The following is a 22417-nucleotide window of genomic DNA, read 5'->3' as shown; positions in this document are numbered from 1 at the left end:
TAGCATGTAGGATCATCCGCCGTAATACACACAACGTCCGCCCATAGTGTCAAAAAGGATACCGTTATGGCCAAGCTTCCGCACTCCCGGCTCGACTGCAATCCCGGGTGTTCAGTCGAAGCAGCCATCAGCCTGATCGACGGGAAGTGGAAATGTGTGATCCTGTGGCATCTCCACCAGGAAGGTGTTGCTCGATTCAACGAGCTGCGGCGGCGCTTGCCGGGCGTCACCCAGCGGATGCTGACGAACCAGTTGCGTGAGCTTGAGGCAGACGGTCTCCTGGACCGCGTTGTTTACGCGCAGGTTCCCCCGAAAGTCGAGTACAGCCTCTCCGAGCGCGGTCGCAGCATGGCACCCGTCCTTATGGTCCTGAAGCAATGGGGCGACGCCAACATCGACCTCTTCCGCCGCACGACCACGCCGGCCTAGCCGTGACGCCGAACGAGTGGTTTGACCCCGGCAAGGCTAGGGTTCCGCCACCGCAGCGAAACGCTGACTTCCGCAGTTTCACCGCAAAGGGTTCATCGCTACCGAGGTAAGGTCGGAAAGGGCGGTGCACTGTCGGCCGTCAGGGTGAAAGTTGGTCGGTGCCAACCATGTCAGGAAGGCTGGTTTTAACGAGGGCCATTCGCGATCAATGATCGAATACCAAGCCGTGTCCCTGTTCGTACCCTTTATGATCAAGTGCTGGCGGAACAGGCCCTCGAAGGCAAACCCAAACCTCTTGGCCGCGGCCTTGGAAGGCTCGTTGGCATTGTCGCATTTCCATTCGAGACGACGGTAGCCAAGCTCTTCAAAGATATATTGCATCATAAGAAACATGGCTTCTGTTGCTTTGGCACTACGCGACATGCCCGGACCCCAATAGATATTGCCGATCTCCGCGACGCCATGCGTTGCGTCGATGCGCATCAACGACTGACGTCCTACGGCCTTGCCTGTCTCCTGATCGATTACAGCAAAGAACATAGGATCTTCACTTGCCTCAGCGTTTTCCGCCCATTTCCGGACAATGCTAAGGTCATCCGGGGCAATATCTACGAGGTACCGGAATTTTACGTCGCGGTCGGGAACATGGCCGGCCTCGAAGAGATCTTCCGCATGGACGTTCGCGCTCAACGGATCGAGCCGAACGAGCGTGCCCTCAATCGTGGTCTTCGTTGGTTTAGGAAAGCCTTGACGCAGCATCATGTCCCTCAGCGAGTCTGGGTTTCAGGGCCGTCGACGTTTTCGACCGTCTCGCCTTTGCCGACCCGGACGAAGACGTAATGCACGTTCTCGCCGCCTGCGAGGATCTGGCAGCGGTGGATCTTGCGTCGGGGGAAGTAGGCATATTCACCTTCGCCAAGCTCGAAAGATTCGGTGCCGTCCACGCCGTGATCGACACGGATCTTGCCCGACAACATATACATGACGCTGTCGAAATCCTTGTGGTGGTGCCATTGGCTGGGGGTATCCAATGCCGTCACATGGCATTGGCCGACCCAAAGGTCACCCGCTTCGAGGGCCTTGCGCCGGTTTTGACCGGGTGTGAGTGGGCCGTCCTGCATATCTTCCTGACGAACATAGCCAATCTCTTTGAACAGTCCGGTCGTCATAGTTCACTCCTAATTCACAAGCGGTGTCAGGCGACTATGAGAGAAGGATCTGGTAATCAAAATGACAATAAATGTCGTGAAACGGTCAACTGGAAAGCCTGCCCGGCCTGACATGTAGGTTTCGCGCCTGGCCGGGTGTCAGGCCGAAGGTTCGACGGAAGGCGACCCCAAAGGCGGACTGGCTGCTAAACCCAACGGCTTCCGCGATTCGAGGAATGTTGCCGTCGATCATCAGGAGGACGAAGCCTGCGTTCAGCCGGGCCTGGAGCCGCCATTGGCCGAAGCTCATACCCGTTTCACTCAGGAAGAGCCGTGCAACGGTACGCGACGAAGCACCGCAGATCTCGGCCCAGTCTTCGAGCGAGCGCACATCATATGGTTTCTGAATGATTTCGCGGGCCACACTCAACACGCGTGCGTCTTTCGGAAGCGGTAGTTGTGTTGGCAGCGACTGGGCCCTATTGATTTCGTCTATGATCAACGCGACGATATGCTGAGCTCGACCGCTAACGTTCCAATCTACGGGCTCTTTGCAGATCGCGACCATGAGTTCGCGAAAGAGCGCGCCGACCGTCATGACGCGGATCTGCTGTCCTAGGGATTTAGCAACATCCTGATGCAGGAAAAGTTCGCGCATGGCTACATCTCCCTCCATCGTGATCGAGTGAGAAACATTTTCTGGGAGCAGCAAGGCGTTGGTAGGGGGGACAACGAAGAAAGCGTCTTCGGTCTCGATCTTCATCACGCCAGTGATGGCATAGATCAGCTGCGCACGGGGGTGGTAATGCATCCCCGTCGTCAGTCCTCCAGAGTAATCCATCGCGAAGCCCACGGCGATTCGGTCGGCATGTTCGAAGGGCTTGACCATCGCGTTTCGTTCTGGCGACAGAAAAGGCTTGTATAGTGTCATTCGGGCACAATAAGCTTTTGCATGTGTATGAGACAAGCGCGCGGCGGCCTCTGCATGAGGTAAGTCTGTTCAGCGGGAGGCGCTGAAGCCGGCTAGGGGGAAGCGCCGCCGCCAGTGGTGTGACTCGAACGCTTGGAACCCTCAATTTCGAGCTTTAATGATCTCGTCTGGATCGGCACGCCAAGTGAATGGCTGGTGATGTCACGTTGTTGGGTAACGATGGAAGGAAGCGTGTCGGTGGAAACTCAGACCAGCCCGGCTGTCACAGCATTCCACTGCGCCGTTGCGCGGACACGGTGAATGTGAGTGGTGAGAGCTGAGCGTTTTTTGTGCGATGCGACGAAGAGATTTCGAACTGCCGAGAAGATTGAGATGAAGCGTTGCAATCCGCCGACCGATCGGAATCCCTGCATTATCCGTTCTCGTTTTCGCAGCGGCAGGTGAGAGTTCTCTGCTCGATTGTTGAGGCCTTTGTGCGATCGATGTTCAACATTGGGCATGACGTCCCGCCTTGCCGCGCTGTATGAGCGCAATTTGTCGGTGATGATGCGCTTCGGCGCCATCCCTTGCTTCTTCAGCAGCCGGATCAGTAATCGCTTGGCAGCCTTTGTATTGCGGCGGGTCTGAACGATCTCGTCGAGAACATAACCGTCCTGATCGACGGCACGCCACAGCCAATGCTTTCGGCCAGCAATGGAGATCACCACCTCGTCCAGGTGCCAGATATCTTTTCGCGACGGCTTGCGTCTGCGCAATTGCCTTGCGTAGGCAGGGCCAAATTTCCGGCCCCACCGGCGGATCGTTTCATAAGAAACGACAATACCGCGCTCCAGCAGCATTTCCTCCACCATCCGCAAGCTCAGAGGGAACCGGAAATACAACCACACCGCACGGGCGATAACCTGCGGCGGAAAGCGGTGGTTCTTATAGCTGATGGTGGGCGTGCTCATCTCACCGCCACTATCCGCCAATCGTAAAGCCAACGACAACGTGACATCACCCTCCCAGTCCCTCGATCTGCAGCACGACGACCTGCGCGCCGCCGGCGTCGAACAGGACAATATCTATGAGGATCGAGCTTCCGGCGGCCGCGACGATCGGCCCGGACTGGCCGCCTGCCTGAAATCCCTGCGCGACGGCGATGTGCTGGTGGTCTGGAAGCTCGACCGCCTCGGGCGATCGCTCGCTCACCTGGTCAACACGGTGAAGGATCTGTCGGATCGCAATATCGGCCTGCGGGTGCTGACCGGAAAGGGCGCCCAGATCGACACCACCACCGCATCCGGCCGCATGGTGTTCGGTATCTTCGCCACTCTGGCCGAGTTCGAGCGTGACCTGATCCGCGAACGGACCATGGCTGGCCTCGCCGCCGCAAGAGCGCGCGGTCGCAAAGGCGGCCGAAAATTCGCCCTGACCAAGGCACAGGTGCGTCTCGCCCAGGCGGCCATGGCACAGCGCGATACTTCCGTTTCCGATCTGTGCAAGGAACTCGGGATCGAGCGCGTCACTCTCTATCGCTACGTCGGCCCAAAAGGCGAACTCAGGGACTATGGGAAGCGCGTTCTTGGCTTAGCGTAGGATTTCGCCCCCTCCCGCAAACGACCCCCAGTTCGGCGTTGCCGATCGCGGGCGGCTCGCCCTTTCGCCAGAAGCGCAGCATCTTGCCTCGGTCATCCAGATTGGATTCCGTGACGACGGCACGCACCGCCTGGATGAACTGCCCGTGGCTGAACACATAGGCGAGGCCGGGGGAGGGCAGGGCGGCAAGCCGCGCAAGCGCCGCTTCGCCGGGGCAAAGCAATGTCCCGAAGCTCTCTGCGCCGTCGCCATCGCCGTAGGTCGGATCGGCGTCGGTCCAGTACCGCTCCAGATGGGGCATCCGCTCGCTGCTGCGCGTGCCGTTCCAGCGGGAAGGCTGGAGATAGGTGAACTCCTCGATCGGCCATACCTCCACCGGCACATCGGGGAAGCGCTGGATTGTGGCCTCGGCCGTTTGACGGGTGCGCAGGTAGGGAGAGGTCACGATCAGCGTGGGTGCCTCGGTCCACGCCCGCGCTACCTCGCGAGCCTGGCGCCATCCCAGCTCGGTCAGCTCGATGGATGCGAGGTCATGGCAGGGCACGCCAGCGTTGCCGGTGCTTTGGCCATGACGGATGAATACGGCCCTCATGCCACCGCCTCCTTGGCCGCCAGCTCTCGCAATCCCTTGTAGAGCGTCGTGCGGCTCACCCCGTATCGCTCGGCCACGGCTGTCACCGTCGCCTCCGGGTCAGTCAACAGCAACCGGGCTTCGCGGAGCTGCCTGGAGGTGAGGGCAGGGGGGCGTCCGCCCATACGGCCGCGGGCACGCCCTGCGGCCAGGCCGGCCCGGGTACGTTCGCCAATAAGGTGCCGCTCGAAATTGGCGAGGCTGGCGAAGATATTGAACACCAGCTTGCCCGATGCCGTGGTCGTGTCGATCGCCTCGGTGACGCTCTCGAAAGCGACGCCGCGGCCCGCCAGCTCGTTCACCGTCGCGATCAGGTCCGGGAGGGAGCGGCCAAGCCGGTCGAGCCGCCACACCACCAGTGTGTCGCCGGCACGCAAGGCCTTCATCGCCTGCGCCAGCTCGGGCCGATCGGCGTGTTTGCCGGATGCATGCTCCGAATAAATTGGATGGCATCCCTTGGCGCGCAGCACGTCGAGCTGGGGAGCGAGGTCCTGGTCGGCCGTGGACACGCGCGCATATCCGATCCGGCGTGTGCCGGCATGCCCGGGGAGGGGGGTAACAGCTATGTTCAACATTCAACCTGCGGCAGGGGTTTTCTGATCGCAGTTTCTCGCCCGGGTTGTTGAACAATTCAACGCAGCAAAACGCCAGCTTTCCCGCCGCTGTAGGCAGTGTGCATTAAACGGCCGTTTTACGAACAGTTTGAGCCTGATGTCGCGGGTGAGCTCGCCGATCGCTGCCCGAAAATGGCTACTCGTTCACGGATCCGACAGACGGGAACCATCCCGCAGCCAAGGCGTTGAGCGCTTCAGATGAGGTCCTTACGACGGGGACGTCCGATTAGATGGAGAAACGACATGAGGGCACTATGCTGGCACGGTAAGGGCGATGTCCGTGTCGACACCGTCGCGGATCCCGAGATCAAGCACCCGCGCGATGCGATCATCAAAGTAACCGCCTGCGCGATCTGCGGGTCGGACCTTCACCTGCTGGATGGATATCAGCCTACCATGGAGGCCGGCGACATCCTCGGCCACGAGAACATGGGCGAGGTCGTGGCGCTCGGGTCCGAGGTCACCAACCTCAAGATCGGGGACCGGGTGGTGGTGCCGTTCACGATCAGCTGCGGCGATTGCTGGTTCTGCAAGAAGGGTCTGTTTGCGGCCTGCGATCGGACCAATCCGAACGCCGAGATGGCCGCCAAGGCGATGGGCCATTCGCCCGCCGGGCTGTTCGGCTTCAGCCACATGCTGGGCGGCTACTGCGGCGGCCAGGCGGAGTATCTCCGCGTGCCGATGGCGGATGTCGGTCCGATCAAGATTCCCGACAACGTTACCGATGAGCAGGCCCTCTTCCTATCGGATATCTTCCCGACCGGCTACATGGCCGCCGAGAATGCGCAGATCGAGCATGGCGACACCGTCGCGATCTGGGGCTGCGGTCCGGTCGGCCAGTTCGCCATCCGCTCCGCGCTGATGATGGGCGCCGGCCGCGTGATCGCGATCGACGAGGTGCCCGAGCGACTCGCCATGGCGGAGGCCGGTGGCGCTGAGACGATTAACTTCGCCGAAACCGATGTCTGTGACGAGCTGCAGGCGCGAACCAAGGGCCGGGGCCCCGACAGCTGCATCGATGCTGTCGGCTGCGAGGCGGCCGCGCACGGGGCGGCGGACGCGGTCATGGACAAGGTGAAGGCAAGCATGATGCTCGCCACTGATCGCGTCCACGTCCTGCGGCAGGCGATCATGAGCTGCCGCAAGGGCGGCACGGTCTCCGTGCCCGGCGTCTACGTGGGGATGGGTGACAAGCTTCCGATCGGTGCAGCGATGAACAAAGGACTAACGATCAAGCTCGGCCAAACCCACGTGCAGCGCTATACTAGACCGTTGCTGGAAAAAATCGTCGCGGGCGCGATCGATCCCAGCTTTGTGATCACGCATCCGGCCAGTCTTGAAGACGCGCCAGAAATGTACGCTAAATTCCGCGACAAGGAAGAAGGTGTGATCAAGGTTGTTATGCGCCCGCACGGCTGATTGGCGGAATAACCGGGAACAGGACGCTTATCGATGCCGATCGGAGGAGATCGCGGCCAGCCACGGCGCGACCGCACGCCAAGTGGCGCTTCGCTTCCTGGTGCGTCGGCCATCGCTGTTCGATATCCCCAAGGCGTCCAGCGCGGAGCACGCTGCCGACAATGCGGGCGCCGGCGCGCTGCGGCTGACGGACGCCGAACTCGGCATGATCGACGCGGCGTTCCCGCTCGGCGCCCGGCCGCGCGAACTTCCCATGATTTAGGCCCAGGACGCCTTCCGTGGAGCTCGAGGCGCTACCATCGGAACAAGGAGAGAAAAGATGCACAAGGCACTGTTCGTAGGCATTGAAGCCGGGCCGACCCACCAGGAAGATGCCGCTGAATTCCTCCGGGGTGCGCTGGAGCCGGTCGAGCATGAGCAGGACACGCGGCACTGGTACGCGCTGCGCTTTGGCCCCGCCGACTTCGCCATCTTCGATACCTTCCCCGGCAATGCCGGCCGGCTGAAGCATCTGTTCGGCACGGTCGGCCGGGCGCTGGTGGTGAAGACCTTCACCATCCTCAACGGATTGCCGGAGATCGAGCCGGCCGACATCCTCGCCCTCAAGGTGCCGGCGGCGGACGCCCTGCCGCGCTTGGCCCTGCATGTTCCGCTTGAAGCACGGGACGGTGCGGAGGAAGAGGTTGCCCGCTTCCTCCAAGGAGCCCGATCGGCCGTGGAGCGGGAGCCTGGCACCCTGTCGTGGTACGCTCTGCGTCTCGGAAAGACTCGGTTCGCCATCCTCGGTACCTTCGCCGACGAGGCAGGGCGCGAGACGCATCTGTCGGGCGAAATCGGCACGGCGCTATCCGGAAGCGCTGCTTCGCTGTTCGCCGAGCCTCCCCAGATCCACCGCGCACAAATCTTGGCGTTCAAGATTGCATCCGCTGGTGATGAGGAGAGGACGAGCAGGAACACGTCGGTCGCGCGGCCGCTTGAGAGAGGGACAGTCTGATGGACACGAAGCAGAAGGTGCTCGTTGGAGCGGCCGTCGCCAGCACCGCGGCAGCCGGGGCCGCGTTCGCGTTCAAGTCCGCGGGCACGGATTCGAAGCTCACCAAGGTCGCGTGTAATCTTCTGAAGGGCGATGAGACATCCTTATCTGGATTATAAGCGTTCTCGGAGGATTTCGTAAGGTGCCTTTCCATTGAAAGCGCCATGCGGCCTTGCAAGATTGTAGAACCTCTCCCACTCGCTGAGTTTTTGAATGAGGTCGATGTCATCTGTATAGGACAAAAGCTGATAGAACGGAGGCGTCGCCTTAACCGGCTGGTGCGGATCGAGGCAATAGTCTATCGGGTGATGTCACGTTGTCGTTGGCTTTACGATTGGCGGATAGTGGCGGTGAGATGAGCACGCCCACCATCAGCTATAAGAACCACCGCTTTCCGCCGCAGGTTATCGCCCGTGCGGTGTGGTTGTATTTCCGGTTCCCTCTGAGCTTGCGGATGGTGGAGGAAATGCTGCTGGAGCGCGGTATTGTCGTTTCTTATGAAACGATCCGCCGGTGGGGCCGGAAATTTGGCCCTGCCTACGCAAGGCAATTGCGCAGACGCAAGCCGTCGCGAAAAGATATCTGGCACCTGGACGAGGTGGTGATCTCCATTGCTGGCCGAAAGCATTGGCTGTGGCGTGCCGTCGATCAGGACGGTTATGTTCTCGACGAGATCGTTCAGACCCGCCGCAATACAAAGGCTGCCAAGCGATTACTGATCCGGCTGCTGAAGAAGCAAGGGATGGCGCCGAAGCGCATCATCACCGACAAATTGCGCTCATACAGCGCGGCAAGGCGGGACGTCATGCCCAATGTTGAACATCGATCGCACAAAGGCCTCAACAATCGAGCAGAGAACTCTCACCTGCCGCTGCGAAAACGAGAACGGATAATGCAGGGATTCCGATCGGTCGGCGGATTGCAACGCTTCATCTCAATCTTCTCGGCAGTTCGAAATCTCTTCGTCGCATCGCACAAAAAACGCTCAGCTCTCACCACTCACATTCACCGTGTCCGCGCAACGGCGCAGTGGAATGCTGTGACAGCCGGGCTGGTCTGAGTTTCCACCGACACGCTTCCTTCCATCGTTACCCAACAACGTGACATCACCACTGGGAGCCATCGGCTTTGGAGATGCGAGCGTATCCGATCAGCATGTTTCTTAAACGGTGGTTTGAGGGGGCGCGCTGGCCACGAATGATTTGTTCGCTGGAAATGTATCTCAACCAGCTTCATAAACAAAGCGTCTTGAACATCATCGGATTTTGAAAAAGGAACATGGATGCCGCGTCGCGTCACTCTAACCGATCGGCAGAAGGACGCGCTGTTGCGCCTGCCGACCTCGCAGGCGGATTTGCTCAAGCACTATACGCTGAGTGATGAAGACCTTGGACACATCAGGCTGCGCCGACGCGCTCACAACAGGTTCGGCTTCGCCCTGCAATTGTGCGTCCTGCGCTATCCCGGCCGGGTGCTGGCTCCGGGCGAACTGATCCCAGCAGAGATCGTCGAATTCATCGGAGCACAGCTCGGCCTGCTTGCCGACGATCTCGTTGACTACGCCGCCCGCGAGGAAACGCGGCACGAGCATCTTTCCGAACTGCGGGCGCTCTACGGATTCCGCACCTTCTCCGGACGTGGTGCGCGCGAGCTGAAGGATTGGCTGTTTCGGGAAGCCGAGATGGCGGTGTCAAACGAAGATATCGCCCGTCGCTTCGTGGCGGAGTGCCGACGCACCCGCACGGTTCTTCCTGCAACATCGACGATCGAGCGGCTTTGCGCCACGGCCCTGGTCGATGCCGAGCGGCGGATCGAGACGAGGATCGCCAGTCGGCTGTCCGTGCCCATCCGGGAACAGTTGCTGGCATTGCTCGAGGAGACGGCCGACGATCGGGTGACCCGCTTCGTGTGGCTGCGTCAGTTCGAGCCGGGCTCGAACTCTTCGTCAGCCAACCGGCTGCTCGACCGGCTCGAATACCTGCAACGTATCGATCTCCCCGAGGAACTGCTGGCCGGTGTTGCTGCTCATCGGGTGACACGCCTGCGCAGGCAAGGCGAACGGTACTATGCCGACGGCATGCGCGATCTTCCGGAAGACAGGCGGCTTGCGATTCTGGCCGTTTGCGCGTCGGAATGGCAAGCGATTGCTCGCTGACGCCGTGGTCGAAACCCATGACCGGATCGTCGGCAGGCTCTACCGGGCATCGGAGCGCATTTGCCAAGCGAAAGTCGCCGACGAAGCGAACGCGGTGCGCGACACCTTAAAATCCTTCGCCGAAATCGGCGGCGCTCTGGTCGACGCACAGGATGATGGCCAGCCGCTGGGCGACGTCATCGCGAGCGGATCAGGGTGGGACGGCTTCAAGACCCTTGTTGCAATGGCAACCCGGCTGACCGCCACCATGGCGGACGATCCTCTCAATCATGTACTCGACGGTTATCATCGGTTCCGGCGGTACGCTCCGCGCATGTTGCGCCTGCTCGATCTGCGGGCTGCGCCGATCGCGCTCCCGCTTCTCGAAGCGGTGATGGCTTTGCGTACTGGCTTGAGCGATGCCGCACATACCGGCTTCCTTCGGCCCAGCTCGAAATGGCATCGCCATCTTCGTGCCCAGGCGGTCGGCGACACTCGCCTCTGGGAGATAGCGGTGCTGTTCCATCTGCGCGATGCCTTCCGATCCGGAGATATTTGGTTGGCCCGATCCCGGCGCTATGGCGACCTGAAGCATGCGCTCGTTCCGGCGCAGGCTGTCGCGGAAGGCGGTCGTCTCGCCGTGCCATTGCGGCCGCAAGAATGGCTGGCGGATCGGCAAGCTCGCCTCGATATCCGGTTACGCGAACTGGGCCGCGCCGCGCGCACCGGCACGATTCCCGGCGGGTCGATCGAAAACGGCGTTCTGCATATCGAGAAGCTCGAAGCTGCCGTACCGACCGGCGCCGAAGATCTGGTGCTCGATCTCTACAAGCAGATCCCGCCCACGCGGATCACCGATCTCCTGCTGGAGGTGGATGCAGCGACCGGCTTCACCGAAGCGTTCACGCATCTGCGCACCGGAGCGCCCTGCGCCGACCGGATCGGGCTGATGAACGTCATCCTTGCGGAAGGGATCAACCTCGGCCTGCGCAAGATGGCCGACGCGACGAACACGCACACCTTCTGGGAGTTGATCCGCATTGGACGGTGGTGTCGCGTGGCACTTAACCAGGTTCTTCCTCACTTTGTGTGGAGCCGCGGCAGCATTCGTGCCTTCAGCAATTCAGGGCCTGCCCGACCGTACATTGCTCGCTTGAGGGTCTTGAGGCGGTTGATCTGGCCTTCGGCCTGCCCGTTGCTCCAGGGCAGCTCGATGGCGTTGTTGACGGCATCGATGTCTCTGCGAAGGAAGCGAGCGAACCGCATGATAGGGATGAGCTCGGAGTCGATCGCATCGTCGATCCATGCATCCAGTGGTGGCGATCTCTTGCCGCGAAGGATGCCGTTGAAGCGCATCGCCAGGCGTCGCATCTCGACAAACGCCTCAGATCCCTGCTTCAGGGCGTCGACCTTCCTTGCCTGCCGGTCCGTCAGCAGGCCTCGCGGCTTGATACATAGCGCCGCGGCAACCACCGGAGAGATTGCATGACCGGTTTCGGGATCTCGAACCGGTTCCGACTTCAACGCGGCGGGCGGTACATCATCGGCCTGTCCCCTTTCGGCCCGCCGCCAAGCTCCGAGCAACCGCTCCAGATTGGCGAAGCTGCCGGTGTAGCCGCGCTGCTTGACGTCGTGAAACAGATGCCGTCCGCGCCGGTTCCCATCCTTCCAGCATTGCGCAAGGAAGGCTTCGAAATACCATGGTGATGTGGGGTTCAGTGCTGCTCGTCGCCTGTCTTGTGGAGCCTCGAACTTGAGCCACTTCGTTATGCTGCGACGCTCATAGCCGGTCCGTCTGGCGATCTCGCTGTAGGACAGCCCTTGCTGGCGCAAGGCATGGAGCATGTCGAATATCTCCTGGCGAGATTGCCTATGCGCAAGACGGGCGCGCCGGCGATGTGTCGCAGCGTCAACAATTGCGTCCTCCGAAAGAATGGCCCTGCCGGTGGCACGCCCGGAAAGGCTCATCTGTTCTTCGATGGCCGAACGAAGGTTCTGGACCAGATGAAACCGATCGGCGACCTGCCGGGCCTGCGGTGCGCCTTCACGGGTGGCCTGCGCATACAGGCCGCAGCGGTCGCGGCTGACAATCTCGATGGAAGGATGACTCCGAAGCCACTTGGCCGCATTCTCGACGCTACGGTCATCCAGTATGTCAATAACCGAGCGGCGCTCGAGGTCGACCATGATGGTCCCATAGCTCGTCGCGCGCCGCCAACTCCAATCATCGATACCGACCACCCGTATCTTGGAATTGCGTTGGGCAACTGCAGCATCCCGTTTCAGTTGCCGCAGGATAGTGTCGTCGCTGACCGGTATGCCGAGCCGTTGCATCAACCGCTCGCCAGGACGGCCGCCAGTGCTATGGCCGAGCAAGCCAACAATCTCTCCGACCCTTCTTGTCCGACGCGCGTATGGATCAGCTACCATCGGAAGACGGTCGGTGAACGTTCGTCGTGCGCATTCCCCATGTGCACATCGCCAGCGGCTCAGCAGGAGCTTCACTGTCACGGGCTTGCCCTGGACTGGCAGATCCTGGAGGCTGCGGCAGGACCAGCCATGCCGACTTCGGCTTCGACATCCACAATCGGGGCATACTCCGATCTTGGATCCAGCTGCGGAAACAACCCAACCGTGATCAACGGTGAGCGCGACACCCAGTACTTTGACCCCTGGACCGGGCGACCATTTCGATTTCGTTCGCATGCCCGCCCATAGCCAAAACCTCGCTAACGGCGAATGAACCACACAAAGTGAGGAAGAACCCGATTAACTGCAAAGCGACATCAGCCATCCCATCAGGATCCAATCGGGGCTGTCTCCGCAGAGAAAACTGCGCCGGTAGACGAAGCTGGAGCTGAGACCGACGACACTGCCGACGGCGATTTCGCCAGCATACGAACAGTCGGCGCTTCGGCATCAGGTAGGGAACCAGGCGCCGCTGTCACCGCTGCACATGACGCTACGGAAGTCCAACCGGCTGTCGAAGACTCATCACGCAAGCAGAGATCCAGCAAGGGCAGCAGACCGGCTGTCGTTGTTGCTCAAGTTTCTGACAGGCCACCTACTCCTTCGGATGAGACGATGAGCCTCGACGAGGAGATCAAGGTGCTCAAGGGGCAATTGGCGAGCAGACTTAAGATCCAAAACGCGCAGCTGAAGAAGATGCTCGAGAGGTTCGAGCGCTGAGCATCGCACAACGGCTCGCCATTCGGTTTAGGTCGACGGCGTTTTCATAGTGCTCCGAAAATACCTTTGCGGCATTCTCGTCGACGGCGCGGAAACGTCGCATTCGCCGCGAAATCGGATAGCCGCGGTTGTGGAGTTGATCGAGGCCGTGAAGGAGATCCTCCACGGACTCGATTTTCCTCGAGGAGACGCAGCTGCACTAAGGACGCGCTAATGCGGTATCGTTTGGTTCGTTGCCGCCAAGCTCGACAGCGGAAGATCGTTAACCCGCGGAACCATACTTCCGTTTCACCTCTGTTGGTCTAGAGGCAGCTCACCTGAGTATTCCTTCCGACGTAAGTCAAGTCCACCGTCCGCCGAGGGCGTGATTAGGTAGCAGAGGTTGATAAAACCTGTGCCCCCGGCCTTTGCGTCTTCGTTCTCAGCAGCGCGTTAACAACCTTGTTCTGCTCTCCTGTTCGCTCCACCACAAGAATGCCAGAGGCCTCTGCAAGGTCGATTAACCAGGCGTATCCATAGTTCGCGCCTCGAAGTCAGGTGATTGTTCGCCAGGTGCCCTCCCGACGCGCCCGAGGTGCGCGGCCATCCTCTTCAGCCGTTGCCTCCAATGCGTTGCGCGACCTTTCCAAGGCAGCCTTGTCCAGCTTGCCGCTTGCGGCCGCTCCCTGAGGTGGCCGAACCTTGTGACGCGGCCTCATGCTGTGTTTAGGGTTCACCACATAATCATGAGGGTGCTGCTGCTTTCACGTCACAAAAGTGGTGAAAACGAGCCCCGATGAAGACTGCTTCGCCTGTGCCTTGACGGCGGCGATGCTGCTGGCGATGCGGGCACCGTCATCGAGCAGGAGGCCCTTGGGAAGCTCCAGGACGCCGATTGAGCAGCGGAGCAGCGGGAAGAAGCGCTCGATGCCGGTGCGGTCGTGTCCCTTAATCCGTCCGGCTTCGCGCTCCTCCTGCGAGTAGAGGGTCACGACATCGTCGTGGAAATCGCTCAGCAACCGCTCGAGGATTTCCGTCAGCTCTTCGCGGGTCCAGTCCCGCACGCCTATGAAGAAATCGTCGCCGCCGACATGCCCCAAAAAATGATCGTCGGAGAAGAAATAGCGGCGCAGCAGGGCGGCAAACAGCGAGATCGCATGGTCGCCGACGTGGAAGCCATAGTTATCGTTGAACGGCTTGAAATGGTCGAAGTCGCAGTAGCAGAAGAAGCGGTTGTCATCGTCGTCTCGACCGGATTCGTGGATGAAGTCGGTGATTGCGCGGTTGCCCGGCAGGCTGGTCAGCGGGTTCTGGTCCTGGGCGATCTTCAGCTGCTTTTCGCTGATGACCTTGATCAGCGAGGCGGCGGAAACGACGCCGGCGTAGCGCATGTTTTCGGTCAGGATGATGCAGTCGCTGTTGTCCATGCTGGCAAACAGGCTCATCAGTTCCTCGGCATCGGCATCCAGGCCGATGATCGGCGCCATGTCGACGAAATGCGAGATCGTCCGCTCGTAGACCTTGTTCTTGAGGAGGTCGCGGCCGAAGGGCTGATAGATGTATTCCTTCAGGTGATACTCGTTGATGACGCCGCGCGGTTCGCGGTTGGCGTTGAGGACCGGGAAGAAGGCCTGGCGCGGATTGCGCCGGAAGAGTTCGAAGACGGTATCGATGCTCTCGTGCTCGTAGACGGTCGGCAGGTTCTCGATCTGCTTGCGGATGAGGATCTCGTCGAGCGACTGGGAGGACCGTCGGACGCGGCCGATATCCGCCAAATGCGGAAAGGCGGGCTGCAATTCGTTGAGGAAGGTCGTCGGCCGGGCTATGAAATAGCCCTGCACGAGGTCGACGCCATACTCGCGGCAGGCCATCAGCTCGGCCTCCGTCTCGATGCCTTCTGCAACGACGCGGACGCCCAGCACATGGGCGATGTGGACGATGTTCTTGACGAGGTGGCGCTTGCGCGAGCTCTTGTCCATGCCGTCGATGAAGTGGCGGTCGATCTTCAAGTAGTCGACCTGGTAATCGCAGAGCAGCTTCATTTCGCCGTGGCCGACACCGAAATCGTCGATCGCCAGCTTGAAGCCCGCCTTGCGCAGCTTCAGGACCAGCGCGGCAAACTCCGGAATGGTGGTGTTGTCGAAGCGCTCGGAGAGTTCGAAACAGACGGACGACGGCGGGATGTTCAGTTTACTGAGGTGCTGGACAAGCCTTTCGATGATGTAGTCGCCGTCCTTGATCAGACGGACGTCAAGATTGAGAAACAGCGTAACCGAGGCGAAGTCCGGCACCGTCGCAAACTTGGCGAGCGAGCGGCCCGCCATCATCTGTTCCAGCGCCAGCAGTTGGCCCGCTTCGGCCGCCTGATCCAGGAGTTCGAGCGGTTCGCAAAAGCCGATACGGTCATAGCCGCGCATCAGGGTCTCGTAGCCGAACACCGTGCCCGTCGCGACTTCGACAATGGGCTGGAACGCGGTCTCCAGAACCAGCTTGGAGAGCGTGAGCAACTGGTCTCCCGCATAACGCCGGAAAACGCCAGGCTCGATGAGGGAAGCCGAACTCATAATTTACTCCGATACGCCGCAACAGCCCAGAACAGACGCGGAGCCTTACCCAGAATCGTCAACAATCCCTTTGCGAAACATGAAGTTTCTATGAAGTTCCTATAACGCAAGGAGCGCATGGCAATGCTACGGCAACACACGATTCGACGAGAGAGGGATCTATGCGCCCGCGGACCTGTAGCCGGGCATCCTGCTTATAAGATCGGCAACTTCGAAGCCTTTGACCTTATCGGGCCTCTTTCTCGCAAACCCTCCCCGGTGCCGTCGATAGCTTCAAAGAAGACCTCTCGACTACGTCGACGCCGCCCGTTGCGATGACGCATTCAGACGGTGAGGGCGTTTTCTCAGGGGGCCGCAAAGGTTGCACTCAATCCCGTCTGCTTGATTATGACACATAGATGCCGTTCAAGATACTGGGCAACAGTGGAGGGAAAATGTCCGAGATCGAGAAGATTGCGAAGACAGTTTCGCAAATGGCCAAGCCTAAGATGCGGCCCAAGGAGCTTTTCGAAGCAGTGCGTCAGGTACATCCCAAGGCGACCAAGAAGGAAATCACCCGTGGCGCCTTCTACGCCGTGATCATGGCCTCGAGCGATCGCCCCGGCACAGTACATGGTCTGCATGACCTCGCGATGGAGAGCCGAAAGGACACTCAGGAAGACGCGGGTTGGGTTCAGCAGGATGCTACGTGACTGTTCGCAGATACAATCCGCCTCAGAGCAAAAATGGCAGCCTCCCGGGTCGCGGTGCGATTTCGGTTAAGACCTATCGCCCGAGGTTGTTGCTGACACCGAGTTTCTCAATATCATGCAGCAATGCCGCCCTGCTAAGCCAACGGCGTTCGACAGCTGTTATCGGCGGAAGTACTACCTGACAGGGGCTCTAAGTTCCGTGCTTGCCTCCTGGGCCGCCTTCTTGATCGAGTTGCAAACGATGATGATTACGCTCTTGCTCATCGGGCGCAGTTGGGAGATCAGCGCGCCACTCGATACTGTCATTGCTAAAATTCGATCGAACTCAGTAAGCCCATGTTGCAACTTCTGAGGCAGAACGCCAGAAATCGATGAGGTAACAATGGAACCCACTGCCGATCGCAGACGGCACCCCCGAACGGTCCGGATATGGAGCGGCCGACTGCTTGCTGACGGCGTAGCAGTTGACTGTGCTGTATCGGATGTGGCGGAGGGAGGTTTGAGGGTGAACACCGAGGTAGAGGTTGTCATTCCCGCCGAGACGGTCATCCAGCATCCGGACGGGATGCGTCGATGCGTCATCAGGTGGCAAAAGCTTAATGAGATCGGCGTCAGCTTTATCGAATGACGCACGACCTTGACGGCGGTGATCAGCTGCTGCCCGACGCTCCTCACATGCGACGAGACATGTCGTTTGGCAGTTAACCGCAAGAATCTGCCTCAACATTTTCAATTAGATAGCGCGGCACCTAATTTGATACACGGCAGTTAATCTGAGAATGTCGCATGGAATATGGCATCTAACTTGAGAAACAGCGGGCCACGACGTCGAGATGAACTTCGATGATTTCGCAATCGCTGCGGCGGAAATAGAGGTTTGGAATACCTCGTTTCTTCAACAACTTGGCAGCTCGTCCAGGCCAACTCGGGATAGCCCATACCTGCAACTGATTTGCAACGGCACTTGACGAAGTTCTCAGATTAAATGCCAAACGAGATCCAAACATCCGCATTCTTACGATTAAGGGTTCTTCCTCACTTTGTGTGGTTCATTCGCCGTTAGCGAGGTTTTGGCTATGGGCGGGCATGCGAACGAAATCGAAATGGTCGCCCGGTCCAGGGGTCAAAGTACTGGGTGTCGCGCTCACCGTTGATCACGGTTGGGTTGTTTCCGCAGCTGGATCCAAGATCGGAGTATGCCCCGATTGTGGATGTCGAAGCCGAAGTCGGCATGGCTGGTCCTGCCGCAGCCTCCAGGATCTGCCAGTCCAGGGCAAGCCCGTGACAGTGAAGCTCCTGCTGAGCCGCTGGCGATGTGCACATGGGGAATGCGCACGACGAACGTTCACCGACCGTCTTCCGATGGTAGCTGATCCATACGCGCGTCGGACAAGAAGGGTCGGAGAGATTGTTGGCTTGCTCGGCCATAGCACTGGCGGCCGTCCTGGCGAGCGGTTGATGCAACGGCTCGGCATACCGGTCAGCGACGACACTATCCTGCGGCAACTGAAACGGGATGCTGCAGTTGCCCAACGCAATTCCAAGATACGGGTGGTCGGTATCGATGATTGGAGTTGGCGGCGCGCGACGAGCTATGGGACCATCATGGTCGACCTCGAGCGCCGCTCGGTTATTGACATACTGGATGACCGTAGCGTCGAGAATGCGGCCAAGTGGCTTCGGAGTCATCCTTCCATCGAGATTGTCAGCCGCGACCGCTGCGGCCTGTATGCGCAGGCCACCCGTGAAGGCGCACCGCAGGCCCGGCAGGTCGCCGATCGGTTTCATCTGGTCCAGAACCTTCGTTCGGCCATCGAAGAACAGATGAGCCTTTCCGGGCGTGCCACCGGCAGGGCCATTCTTTCGGAGGACGCAATTGTTGACGCTGCGACACATCGCCGGCGCGCCCGTCTTGCGCATAGGCAATCTCGCCAGGAGATATTCGACATGCTCCATGCCTTGCGCCAGCAAGGGCTGTCCTACAGCGAGATCGCCAGACGGACCGGCTATGAGCGTCGCAGCATAACGAAGTGGCTCAAGTTCGAGGCTCCACAAGACAGGCGACGAGCAGCACTGAACCCCACATCACCATGGTATTTCGAAGCCTTCCTTGCGCAATGCTGGAAGGATGGGAACCGGCGCGGACGGCATCTGTTTCACGACGTCAAGCAGCGCGGCTACACCGGCAGCTTCGCCAATCTGGAGCGGTTGCTCGGAGCTTGGCGGCGGGCCGAAAGGGGACAGGCCGATGATGTACCGCCCGCCGCGTTGAAGTCGGAACCGGTTCGAGATCCCGAAACCGGTCATGCAATCTCTCCGGTGGTTGCCGCGGCGCTATGTATCAAGCCGCGAGGCCTGCTGACGGACCGGCAGGCAAGGAAGGTCGACGCCCTGAAGCAGGGATCTGAGGCGTTTGTCGAGATGCGACGCCTGGCGATGCGCTTCAACGGCATCCTTCGCGGCAAGAGATCGCCACCACTGGATGCATGGATCGACGATGCGATCGACTCCGAGCTCATCCCTATCATGCGGTTCGCTCGCGTCCTTCGCAGGGACATCGATGCCGTCAACAACGCCATCGAGCTGCCCTGGAGCAACGGGCAGGCCGAAGGCCAGATCAACCGCCTCAAGACCCTCAAGCGAGCAATGTACGGTCGGGCAGGCCCTGAATTGCTGAAGGCACGAATGCTGCCGCGGCTCCACACAAAGTGAGGAAGAACCCGGTTAAGTGCCATCCGACACTGGCGGGATCGACCACCATGCCGCAGACCGGATCATGGTCGACGTGACCGGACGGCGTTTCGCCGTCCGGCTCATGATGGTGATGATGGCCGTGCGCCCCAGTCACCTCGGCGGCGCGTTCGCTCTTCTGATCGTCGTCGGCCATTCATCACCTTTCACACGCCGCGCGTGCCTTCCGGTCTCTGTTCACTCCTCGATCAGATGGAACTCTTCGAGCAGCTTGGCGATCTCGGTGCCTTCGAGCTTCTTCATCAGCAGCTTGCGCAGGAAGGCCGGTCCGGGAAGGTCGATGCCCTTGCCGTCCCGCAGCGGACCGATCGCTGCCAGCAGCGTACGGATATCGTAGGTCGAGTTGAAGACTTCCGGCACGCCGCGCTCGACATTCATCAGGGTGTAGACGGCCTCCATCGGGGTCCTCACCGAATATTCCGTGGTGAAGATGCAGTCCCGCTGTTTCGATTCCGCGAACTGTCCGATGAAGGCGAAATTGACCGCGCCCTCCGGCACCACGTCCGGCCGGTCACCCGCCTGGCGCGGCATGAAGAAGGCGGTGATATAGGGCATCATCGTGGGCACGGTGCTGGCGCCGGAGGCTGCGAGCTCCGGAATGTCCTCGACCGGTACACCGAGATGGTAGAGCCACTCCTGGGTGATTTCCTCGCCGGTGCATTCCTGCATTGGCTTCTTCACATAGTCGCCGGGCTTGTCGACAAAGAGCGCGTAGAACCAGGCGATCATCTGGTCCTTGGGCTGCTTCTTGAAATGCGGCTGGCGATGAACCGTCCAGCTCAGCAGCCACGCCGAGTCCTTCACCGTGACGATACCCGCCGAGACGATCTTGCCGGTGAAGGGGTTGCGCTTGGTGATCTTCTCGACATAGGCCGGAATACGGGCATCGAGGGCGGTAATCGATGCCGAGGCCCATTTCGTTTCCGGGATATGGGCCCCGAATACGTCCGGGCGGCCGAAGGCCGGATCCTTCGCCGCGATCCGCCGCCACAGGTCCCAGGCCGGCGCCGGTCCTTCGTTGAGCTTCGCCGGCGTCTTGTGATCGCCATTGTCGGAATTCTCGGTCAATGAGCCGATGGTTATGAAGACGAGATCGTCTGGCGCGAGATCGACGCCGCCTTCGACGCCGCGCTCTTTCCAGTGAATGCGGGTCGCTTGCTTGCGGCCGGGCTGGATGTCGAAATCGACGTCGGTGACCTCGACGCCGTAGCGGAACGTGACGCCGTGATCGGTCAGCCACTTCACCAGCGGCAGGACCATGGATTCATACTGATTGTAGCGATTGAACTTGAGCGAGGAGAAGTCGGCGAGACTGCCGATATGATGGATGAAGCGGTGCAGGTAGAGCTTCATTTCCAGCGCCGAATGCCATTCCTCGAAGGCGAACATGGTGCGCCAATAGAGCCAGAAATTGCTCTTCAGGAAATCTTCGCCGAAGACTTCGTTGATGCGCTTGTTCTCCATCTCCTCGCGTGTCGCCAGGAAAACGGAGAGCAGGTCCTTCTGGGCCTTGTCGTTCAACGTCAGCAGCGCCTTGTCGGGCACGTCCTGGCCCTGGTTCTGCGTCGTACGCTGGAGCGAAAAGTTGGGGTCGTCCTTGTTGAGCCGGTAGAATTCGTCGAGGACGCTGGCACCCTCGATCTCCAGCGAGGGGATCGAGCGATAGAGGTCCCACAGGCACTCGAAATGCTCCTCCATCTCGCGGCCGCCGCGAATGACGAAGCCCTTCTCCGGCACATCAAGACCATCGAGCGCGCCGCCGGGGATTCCCAGCTCTTCCAATATGGTGATGCGATCGCCCGAAACGCCGCCGTCGCGGATCAGGAAGGCGGCGCCGGCGAGCCCCGCCAGCCCCGAGCCGACGAACCAGGCCGTCTTCTTGTCGGCCCCCTCGGGCTTGCGGGGACGCACGAAGGCTTCATAGTTTCCACTGCTATAGTGCATGGCGAACTCCTGTTCTTCTTGTTGGGATCAGTCTGCGGAGGGTTTGTAGCTGTAGAAGCCTTCGCCCGAGGCGATGCCGAGCCTGCCCTTGTCGATGTAGTTTTCCTTCAGCCATGCCGCGAGCGACTGGGCGTGCTCATCGCCATGCGACAGAATGTTGTAGGGGGTGTTCAAGCCGATGATGTCGTAGATCTGGAACGGCCCCATCGGCGCGCCGGTGGCGATCCGCCAGACCTTGTCGACATCTTCCGGCTCGGCATAGCCGCCGGCGGCGAGATCGGCCGCCGCGTTCAGGAACGGCACCAGCAGGGAATTGAGGACATAGCCTGCCTTTTCCTTGCGCACCGGGATCGGCACCATGCCGATGGCCGAGGCGAAGGCGATCAGGGCATCGAACACGGCCGGATCGGTGTCGTCGGTGCCCATCACCTCGGCGGTGTTGAACTTCCAGATGCTGTTGGCGAAGTGCAACGCCAGAAACCGGTCCGGGCGGCCGGTGAAGGCCTTGAGGTCGCTCGGCAACAGGGTCGAGCTATTGGTAGCGAAGATCGCCCTTTCCGGCGCAAGCCCCGCGAGCTTCTCGTAGAGCGCCTGCTTGATCGAGAGAAGCTCCGGAACCGCTTCGATCACGAGGTCCGCGTCCGCGACGGCCGAACCGAGATCGGCGGACAGGGTGATGCGCTGCAGGGACTCGGCGGCCTTGCCGTCGGCCGCACCGGCCACCTCCTTGCCATAGGTCTTGACGAGCATGGCAAAACGCTGCCTTGCCTGTTCAAGCGCCTCCTCGCTGGTGTCGTAGGCGGTAACGTCGAAGCCGCTATAGGCGGTCTGGAAGGCTATCTGGCTCCCGAGGACGCCCGTGCCGAGAACCGCCACTTTCCTGATATCGCTCATTCCAATCTCCTTCTGCGCGGTATCGTCACCAAGAAACGGAGCCGCCACCTCCACCGGGACGCGGGCCAGCTTGCCGGTTTCCCGATCGACAAGGGCCCACTGGGTCAGCGAGGCGACGAGCGTCCGCCCGTCTTCATCATGGAATTCGACGCATCGTGCATAGCGCGCACCGCGCGGCACTCCGACGACCCAGGTGATCGCGCTGACCGCGTCTCCCGCCCGGACATTGCCGCGATAGTCGACCTCATGGCGCAGCACGACCGCGACGAACCGGTCGCGATCTTGCGGACTCGCGGCCGTCAGCCAGTGCGCCACCGACGCATCCTGGATCCAGGTCACCCAGACAGCATTGTTGACATTGCCGAGTTCGTCGATGTCGGCGTCCTGGGCGCGGAAGCGGATATGGAAGCGCCGATGCTCATCCACCTCGCCGACGAGCGGGTGTCCGTGCTCATCGCAGCCGATGCGTCGACGATCTGACACGATC

General features: G+C 60.4%; 19 protein-coding genes and 2 pseudogenes. 10 read left to right on the top strand and 11 right to left on the bottom strand.

Annotated features, from left to right (window positions below):
• Positions 1 to 66 precede the first annotated feature (66 nt).
• Positions 67 to 429, top strand: a complete 363-nt coding sequence (locus GA0004734_RS25510; protein ID WP_092938843.1) for a winged helix-turn-helix transcriptional regulator — start codon at positions 67 to 69, stop codon at positions 427 to 429.
• A gap of 78 nt (positions 430 to 507) precedes the next feature.
• Here GA0004734_RS25510 and GA0004734_RS25505 read toward each other — a convergent pair whose 3' ends face one another.
• The 4 genes from GA0004734_RS25505 to GA0004734_RS25490 all read right to left on the bottom strand — a co-directional run bounded on the left by GA0004734_RS25505 (position 508) and on the right by GA0004734_RS25490 (position 3458).
• The gene (locus tag GA0004734_RS25505) at positions 508 to 1191 is read right to left on the bottom strand and encodes a GNAT family N-acetyltransferase (RefSeq protein WP_092938841.1); all 684 of its coding nucleotides are present in this window, start codon (positions 1189 to 1191) and stop codon (positions 508 to 510) included.
• 5 nt (positions 1192 to 1196) lie between these two features.
• Entirely contained in the window at positions 1197 to 1598 is a 402-nt protein-coding gene (locus GA0004734_RS25500) for a cupin domain-containing protein (protein ID WP_092938839.1), read from the bottom strand.
• A gap of 85 nt (positions 1599 to 1683) precedes the next feature.
• On the bottom strand, positions 1684 to 2466 hold the full coding sequence (locus GA0004734_RS25495) for an AraC family transcriptional regulator (RefSeq protein WP_175386698.1): 783 nt from the start codon (positions 2464 to 2466) through the stop codon (positions 1684 to 1686).
• Positions 2467 to 2753: 287 nt separating this feature from the next.
• Positions 2754 to 3458 carry an IS6 family transposase gene (locus GA0004734_RS25490; protein ID WP_139056356.1) on the bottom strand — a complete coding sequence of 235 codons (705 nt, stop codon included), beginning with the start codon at positions 3456 to 3458 and terminating at the stop codon, positions 2754 to 2756.
• 40 nt (positions 3459 to 3498) lie between these two features.
• Here GA0004734_RS25490 and GA0004734_RS25485 point away from each other — a divergent pair, with 40 nt between their 5' ends.
• Positions 3499 to 4086, top strand: a complete 588-nt coding sequence (locus GA0004734_RS25485; protein ID WP_092938835.1) for a recombinase family protein — start codon at positions 3499 to 3501, stop codon at positions 4084 to 4086.
• Here the strand turns inward: GA0004734_RS25485 and GA0004734_RS25480 are convergent.
• Positions 4049 to 4678 (bottom strand): phosphoglycerate mutase family protein, encoded by a 630-nt coding sequence (locus GA0004734_RS25480; protein ID WP_092938833.1) that lies wholly within the window; start codon positions 4676 to 4678, stop codon positions 4049 to 4051. The two genes, GA0004734_RS25485 and GA0004734_RS25480, sit on opposite strands and share 38 nt — an antisense overlap.
• On the bottom strand, positions 4675 to 5292 hold the full coding sequence (locus tag GA0004734_RS25475) for a recombinase family protein (RefSeq protein ID WP_092938831.1): 618 nt from the start codon (positions 5290 to 5292) through the stop codon (positions 4675 to 4677). The genes GA0004734_RS25480 and GA0004734_RS25475 overlap by 4 nt, the downstream gene beginning before the upstream one ends.
• A gap of 282 nt (positions 5293 to 5574) precedes the next feature.
• Between GA0004734_RS25475 and GA0004734_RS25470 the strand changes: the two genes are divergently transcribed.
• Genes GA0004734_RS25470 through GA0004734_RS26255 form a run of 4 tightly spaced genes read left to right on the top strand, consistent with a single transcriptional unit; the run spans position 5575 to position 7902 of the window.
• Complete coding sequence (locus GA0004734_RS25470) at positions 5575 to 6750, top strand: zinc-dependent alcohol dehydrogenase (RefSeq protein WP_092938829.1); 1176 nt, start codon at positions 5575 to 5577, stop codon at positions 6748 to 6750.
• Entirely contained in the window at positions 6728 to 7012 is a 285-nt protein-coding gene (locus GA0004734_RS25465) for an aldo/keto reductase (RefSeq protein ID WP_280949532.1), read from the top strand. Before GA0004734_RS25470 ends, GA0004734_RS25465 begins: the two co-directional genes overlap by 23 nt.
• A 57-nt stretch (positions 7013 to 7069) precedes the next feature.
• Entirely contained in the window at positions 7070 to 7744 is a 675-nt protein-coding gene (locus tag GA0004734_RS25455) for a putative quinol monooxygenase (protein ID WP_092938827.1), read from the top strand.
• Positions 7744 to 7902, top strand: a complete 159-nt coding sequence (locus tag GA0004734_RS26255; protein WP_175386696.1) for a hypothetical protein — start codon at positions 7744 to 7746, stop codon at positions 7900 to 7902. Before GA0004734_RS25455 ends, GA0004734_RS26255 begins: the two co-directional genes overlap by 1 nt.
• Here the strand turns inward: GA0004734_RS26255 and GA0004734_RS25450 are convergent.
• A pseudogene (locus GA0004734_RS25450) lies at positions 7897 to 8037 on the bottom strand (IS481 family transposase); the annotation flags it as partial. The gene GA0004734_RS26255 and the pseudogene GA0004734_RS25450 overlap by 6 nt on opposite strands.
• Positions 8038 to 8138: 101 nt before the next feature.
• On the opposite strand from GA0004734_RS25450, the gene GA0004734_RS25445 reads away from it, so the two are divergent.
• Both GA0004734_RS25445 and GA0004734_RS25440 read left to right on the top strand, forming a co-directional pair.
• Positions 8139 to 8843 carry an IS6 family transposase gene (locus GA0004734_RS25445; protein ID WP_139056356.1) on the top strand — a complete coding sequence of 235 codons (705 nt, stop codon included), beginning with the start codon at positions 8139 to 8141 and terminating at the stop codon, positions 8841 to 8843.
• Positions 8844 to 9065: 222 nt separating this feature from the next.
• Positions 9066 to 10968, top strand: a pseudogene (locus GA0004734_RS25440) (Tn3 family transposase); the annotation flags it as partial.
• A 29-nt stretch (positions 10969 to 10997) separates the two neighbouring features.
• Here GA0004734_RS25440 and GA0004734_RS25435 read toward each other — a convergent pair.
• Both GA0004734_RS25435 and GA0004734_RS25430 read right to left on the bottom strand, forming a co-directional pair.
• On the bottom strand, positions 10998 to 12623 hold the full coding sequence (locus tag GA0004734_RS25435) for an ISL3-like element ISRsp8 family transposase (RefSeq protein WP_245292654.1): 1626 nt from the start codon (positions 12621 to 12623) through the stop codon (positions 10998 to 11000).
• 1226 nt (positions 12624 to 13849) lie between these two features.
• The gene (locus tag GA0004734_RS25430) at positions 13850 to 15649 is read right to left on the bottom strand and encodes a bifunctional diguanylate cyclase/phosphodiesterase (protein ID WP_092938825.1); all 1800 of its coding nucleotides are present in this window, start codon (positions 15647 to 15649) and stop codon (positions 13850 to 13852) included.
• A 434-nt stretch (positions 15650 to 16083) separates the two neighbouring features.
• On the opposite strand from GA0004734_RS25430, the gene GA0004734_RS25425 reads away from it, so the two are divergent.
• The gene (locus tag GA0004734_RS25425; RefSeq protein ID WP_139056355.1) at positions 16084 to 16341 is read left to right on the top strand and encodes a hypothetical protein; all 258 of its coding nucleotides are present in this window, start codon (positions 16084 to 16086) and stop codon (positions 16339 to 16341) included.
• Between the two features lie 1086 nt (positions 16342 to 17427).
• The gene (locus GA0004734_RS25420) at positions 17428 to 19053 is read left to right on the top strand and encodes an ISL3-like element ISRsp8 family transposase (protein ID WP_235864270.1); all 1626 of its coding nucleotides are present in this window, start codon (positions 17428 to 17430) and stop codon (positions 19051 to 19053) included.
• A gap of 216 nt (positions 19054 to 19269) precedes the next feature.
• Here GA0004734_RS25420 and GA0004734_RS25410 read toward each other — a convergent pair whose 3' ends face one another.
• Both GA0004734_RS25410 and GA0004734_RS26645 read right to left on the bottom strand, forming a co-directional pair.
• Positions 19270 to 21036 carry an oleate hydratase gene (locus tag GA0004734_RS25410; protein ID WP_092938817.1) on the bottom strand — a complete coding sequence of 589 codons (1767 nt, stop codon included), beginning with the start codon at positions 21034 to 21036 and terminating at the stop codon, positions 19270 to 19272.
• A 27-nt stretch (positions 21037 to 21063) separates the two neighbouring features.
• Positions 21064 to 22413 carry a 3-hydroxyacyl-CoA dehydrogenase gene (locus GA0004734_RS26645; protein ID WP_245292653.1) on the bottom strand — a complete coding sequence of 450 codons (1350 nt, stop codon included), beginning with the start codon at positions 22411 to 22413 and terminating at the stop codon, positions 21064 to 21066.
• Positions 22414 to 22417 lie beyond the last annotated feature (4 nt).

Origin of the sequence: Rhizobium sp. 9140, assembly GCF_900067135.1 — a bacterium.
Taxonomy (GTDB): domain Bacteria; phylum Pseudomonadota; class Alphaproteobacteria; order Rhizobiales; family Rhizobiaceae; genus Ferranicluibacter.
The sequence above is the reverse complement of the archived record's forward strand: the minus strand, read 5'-3'. Positions and strand labels throughout refer to the sequence as shown.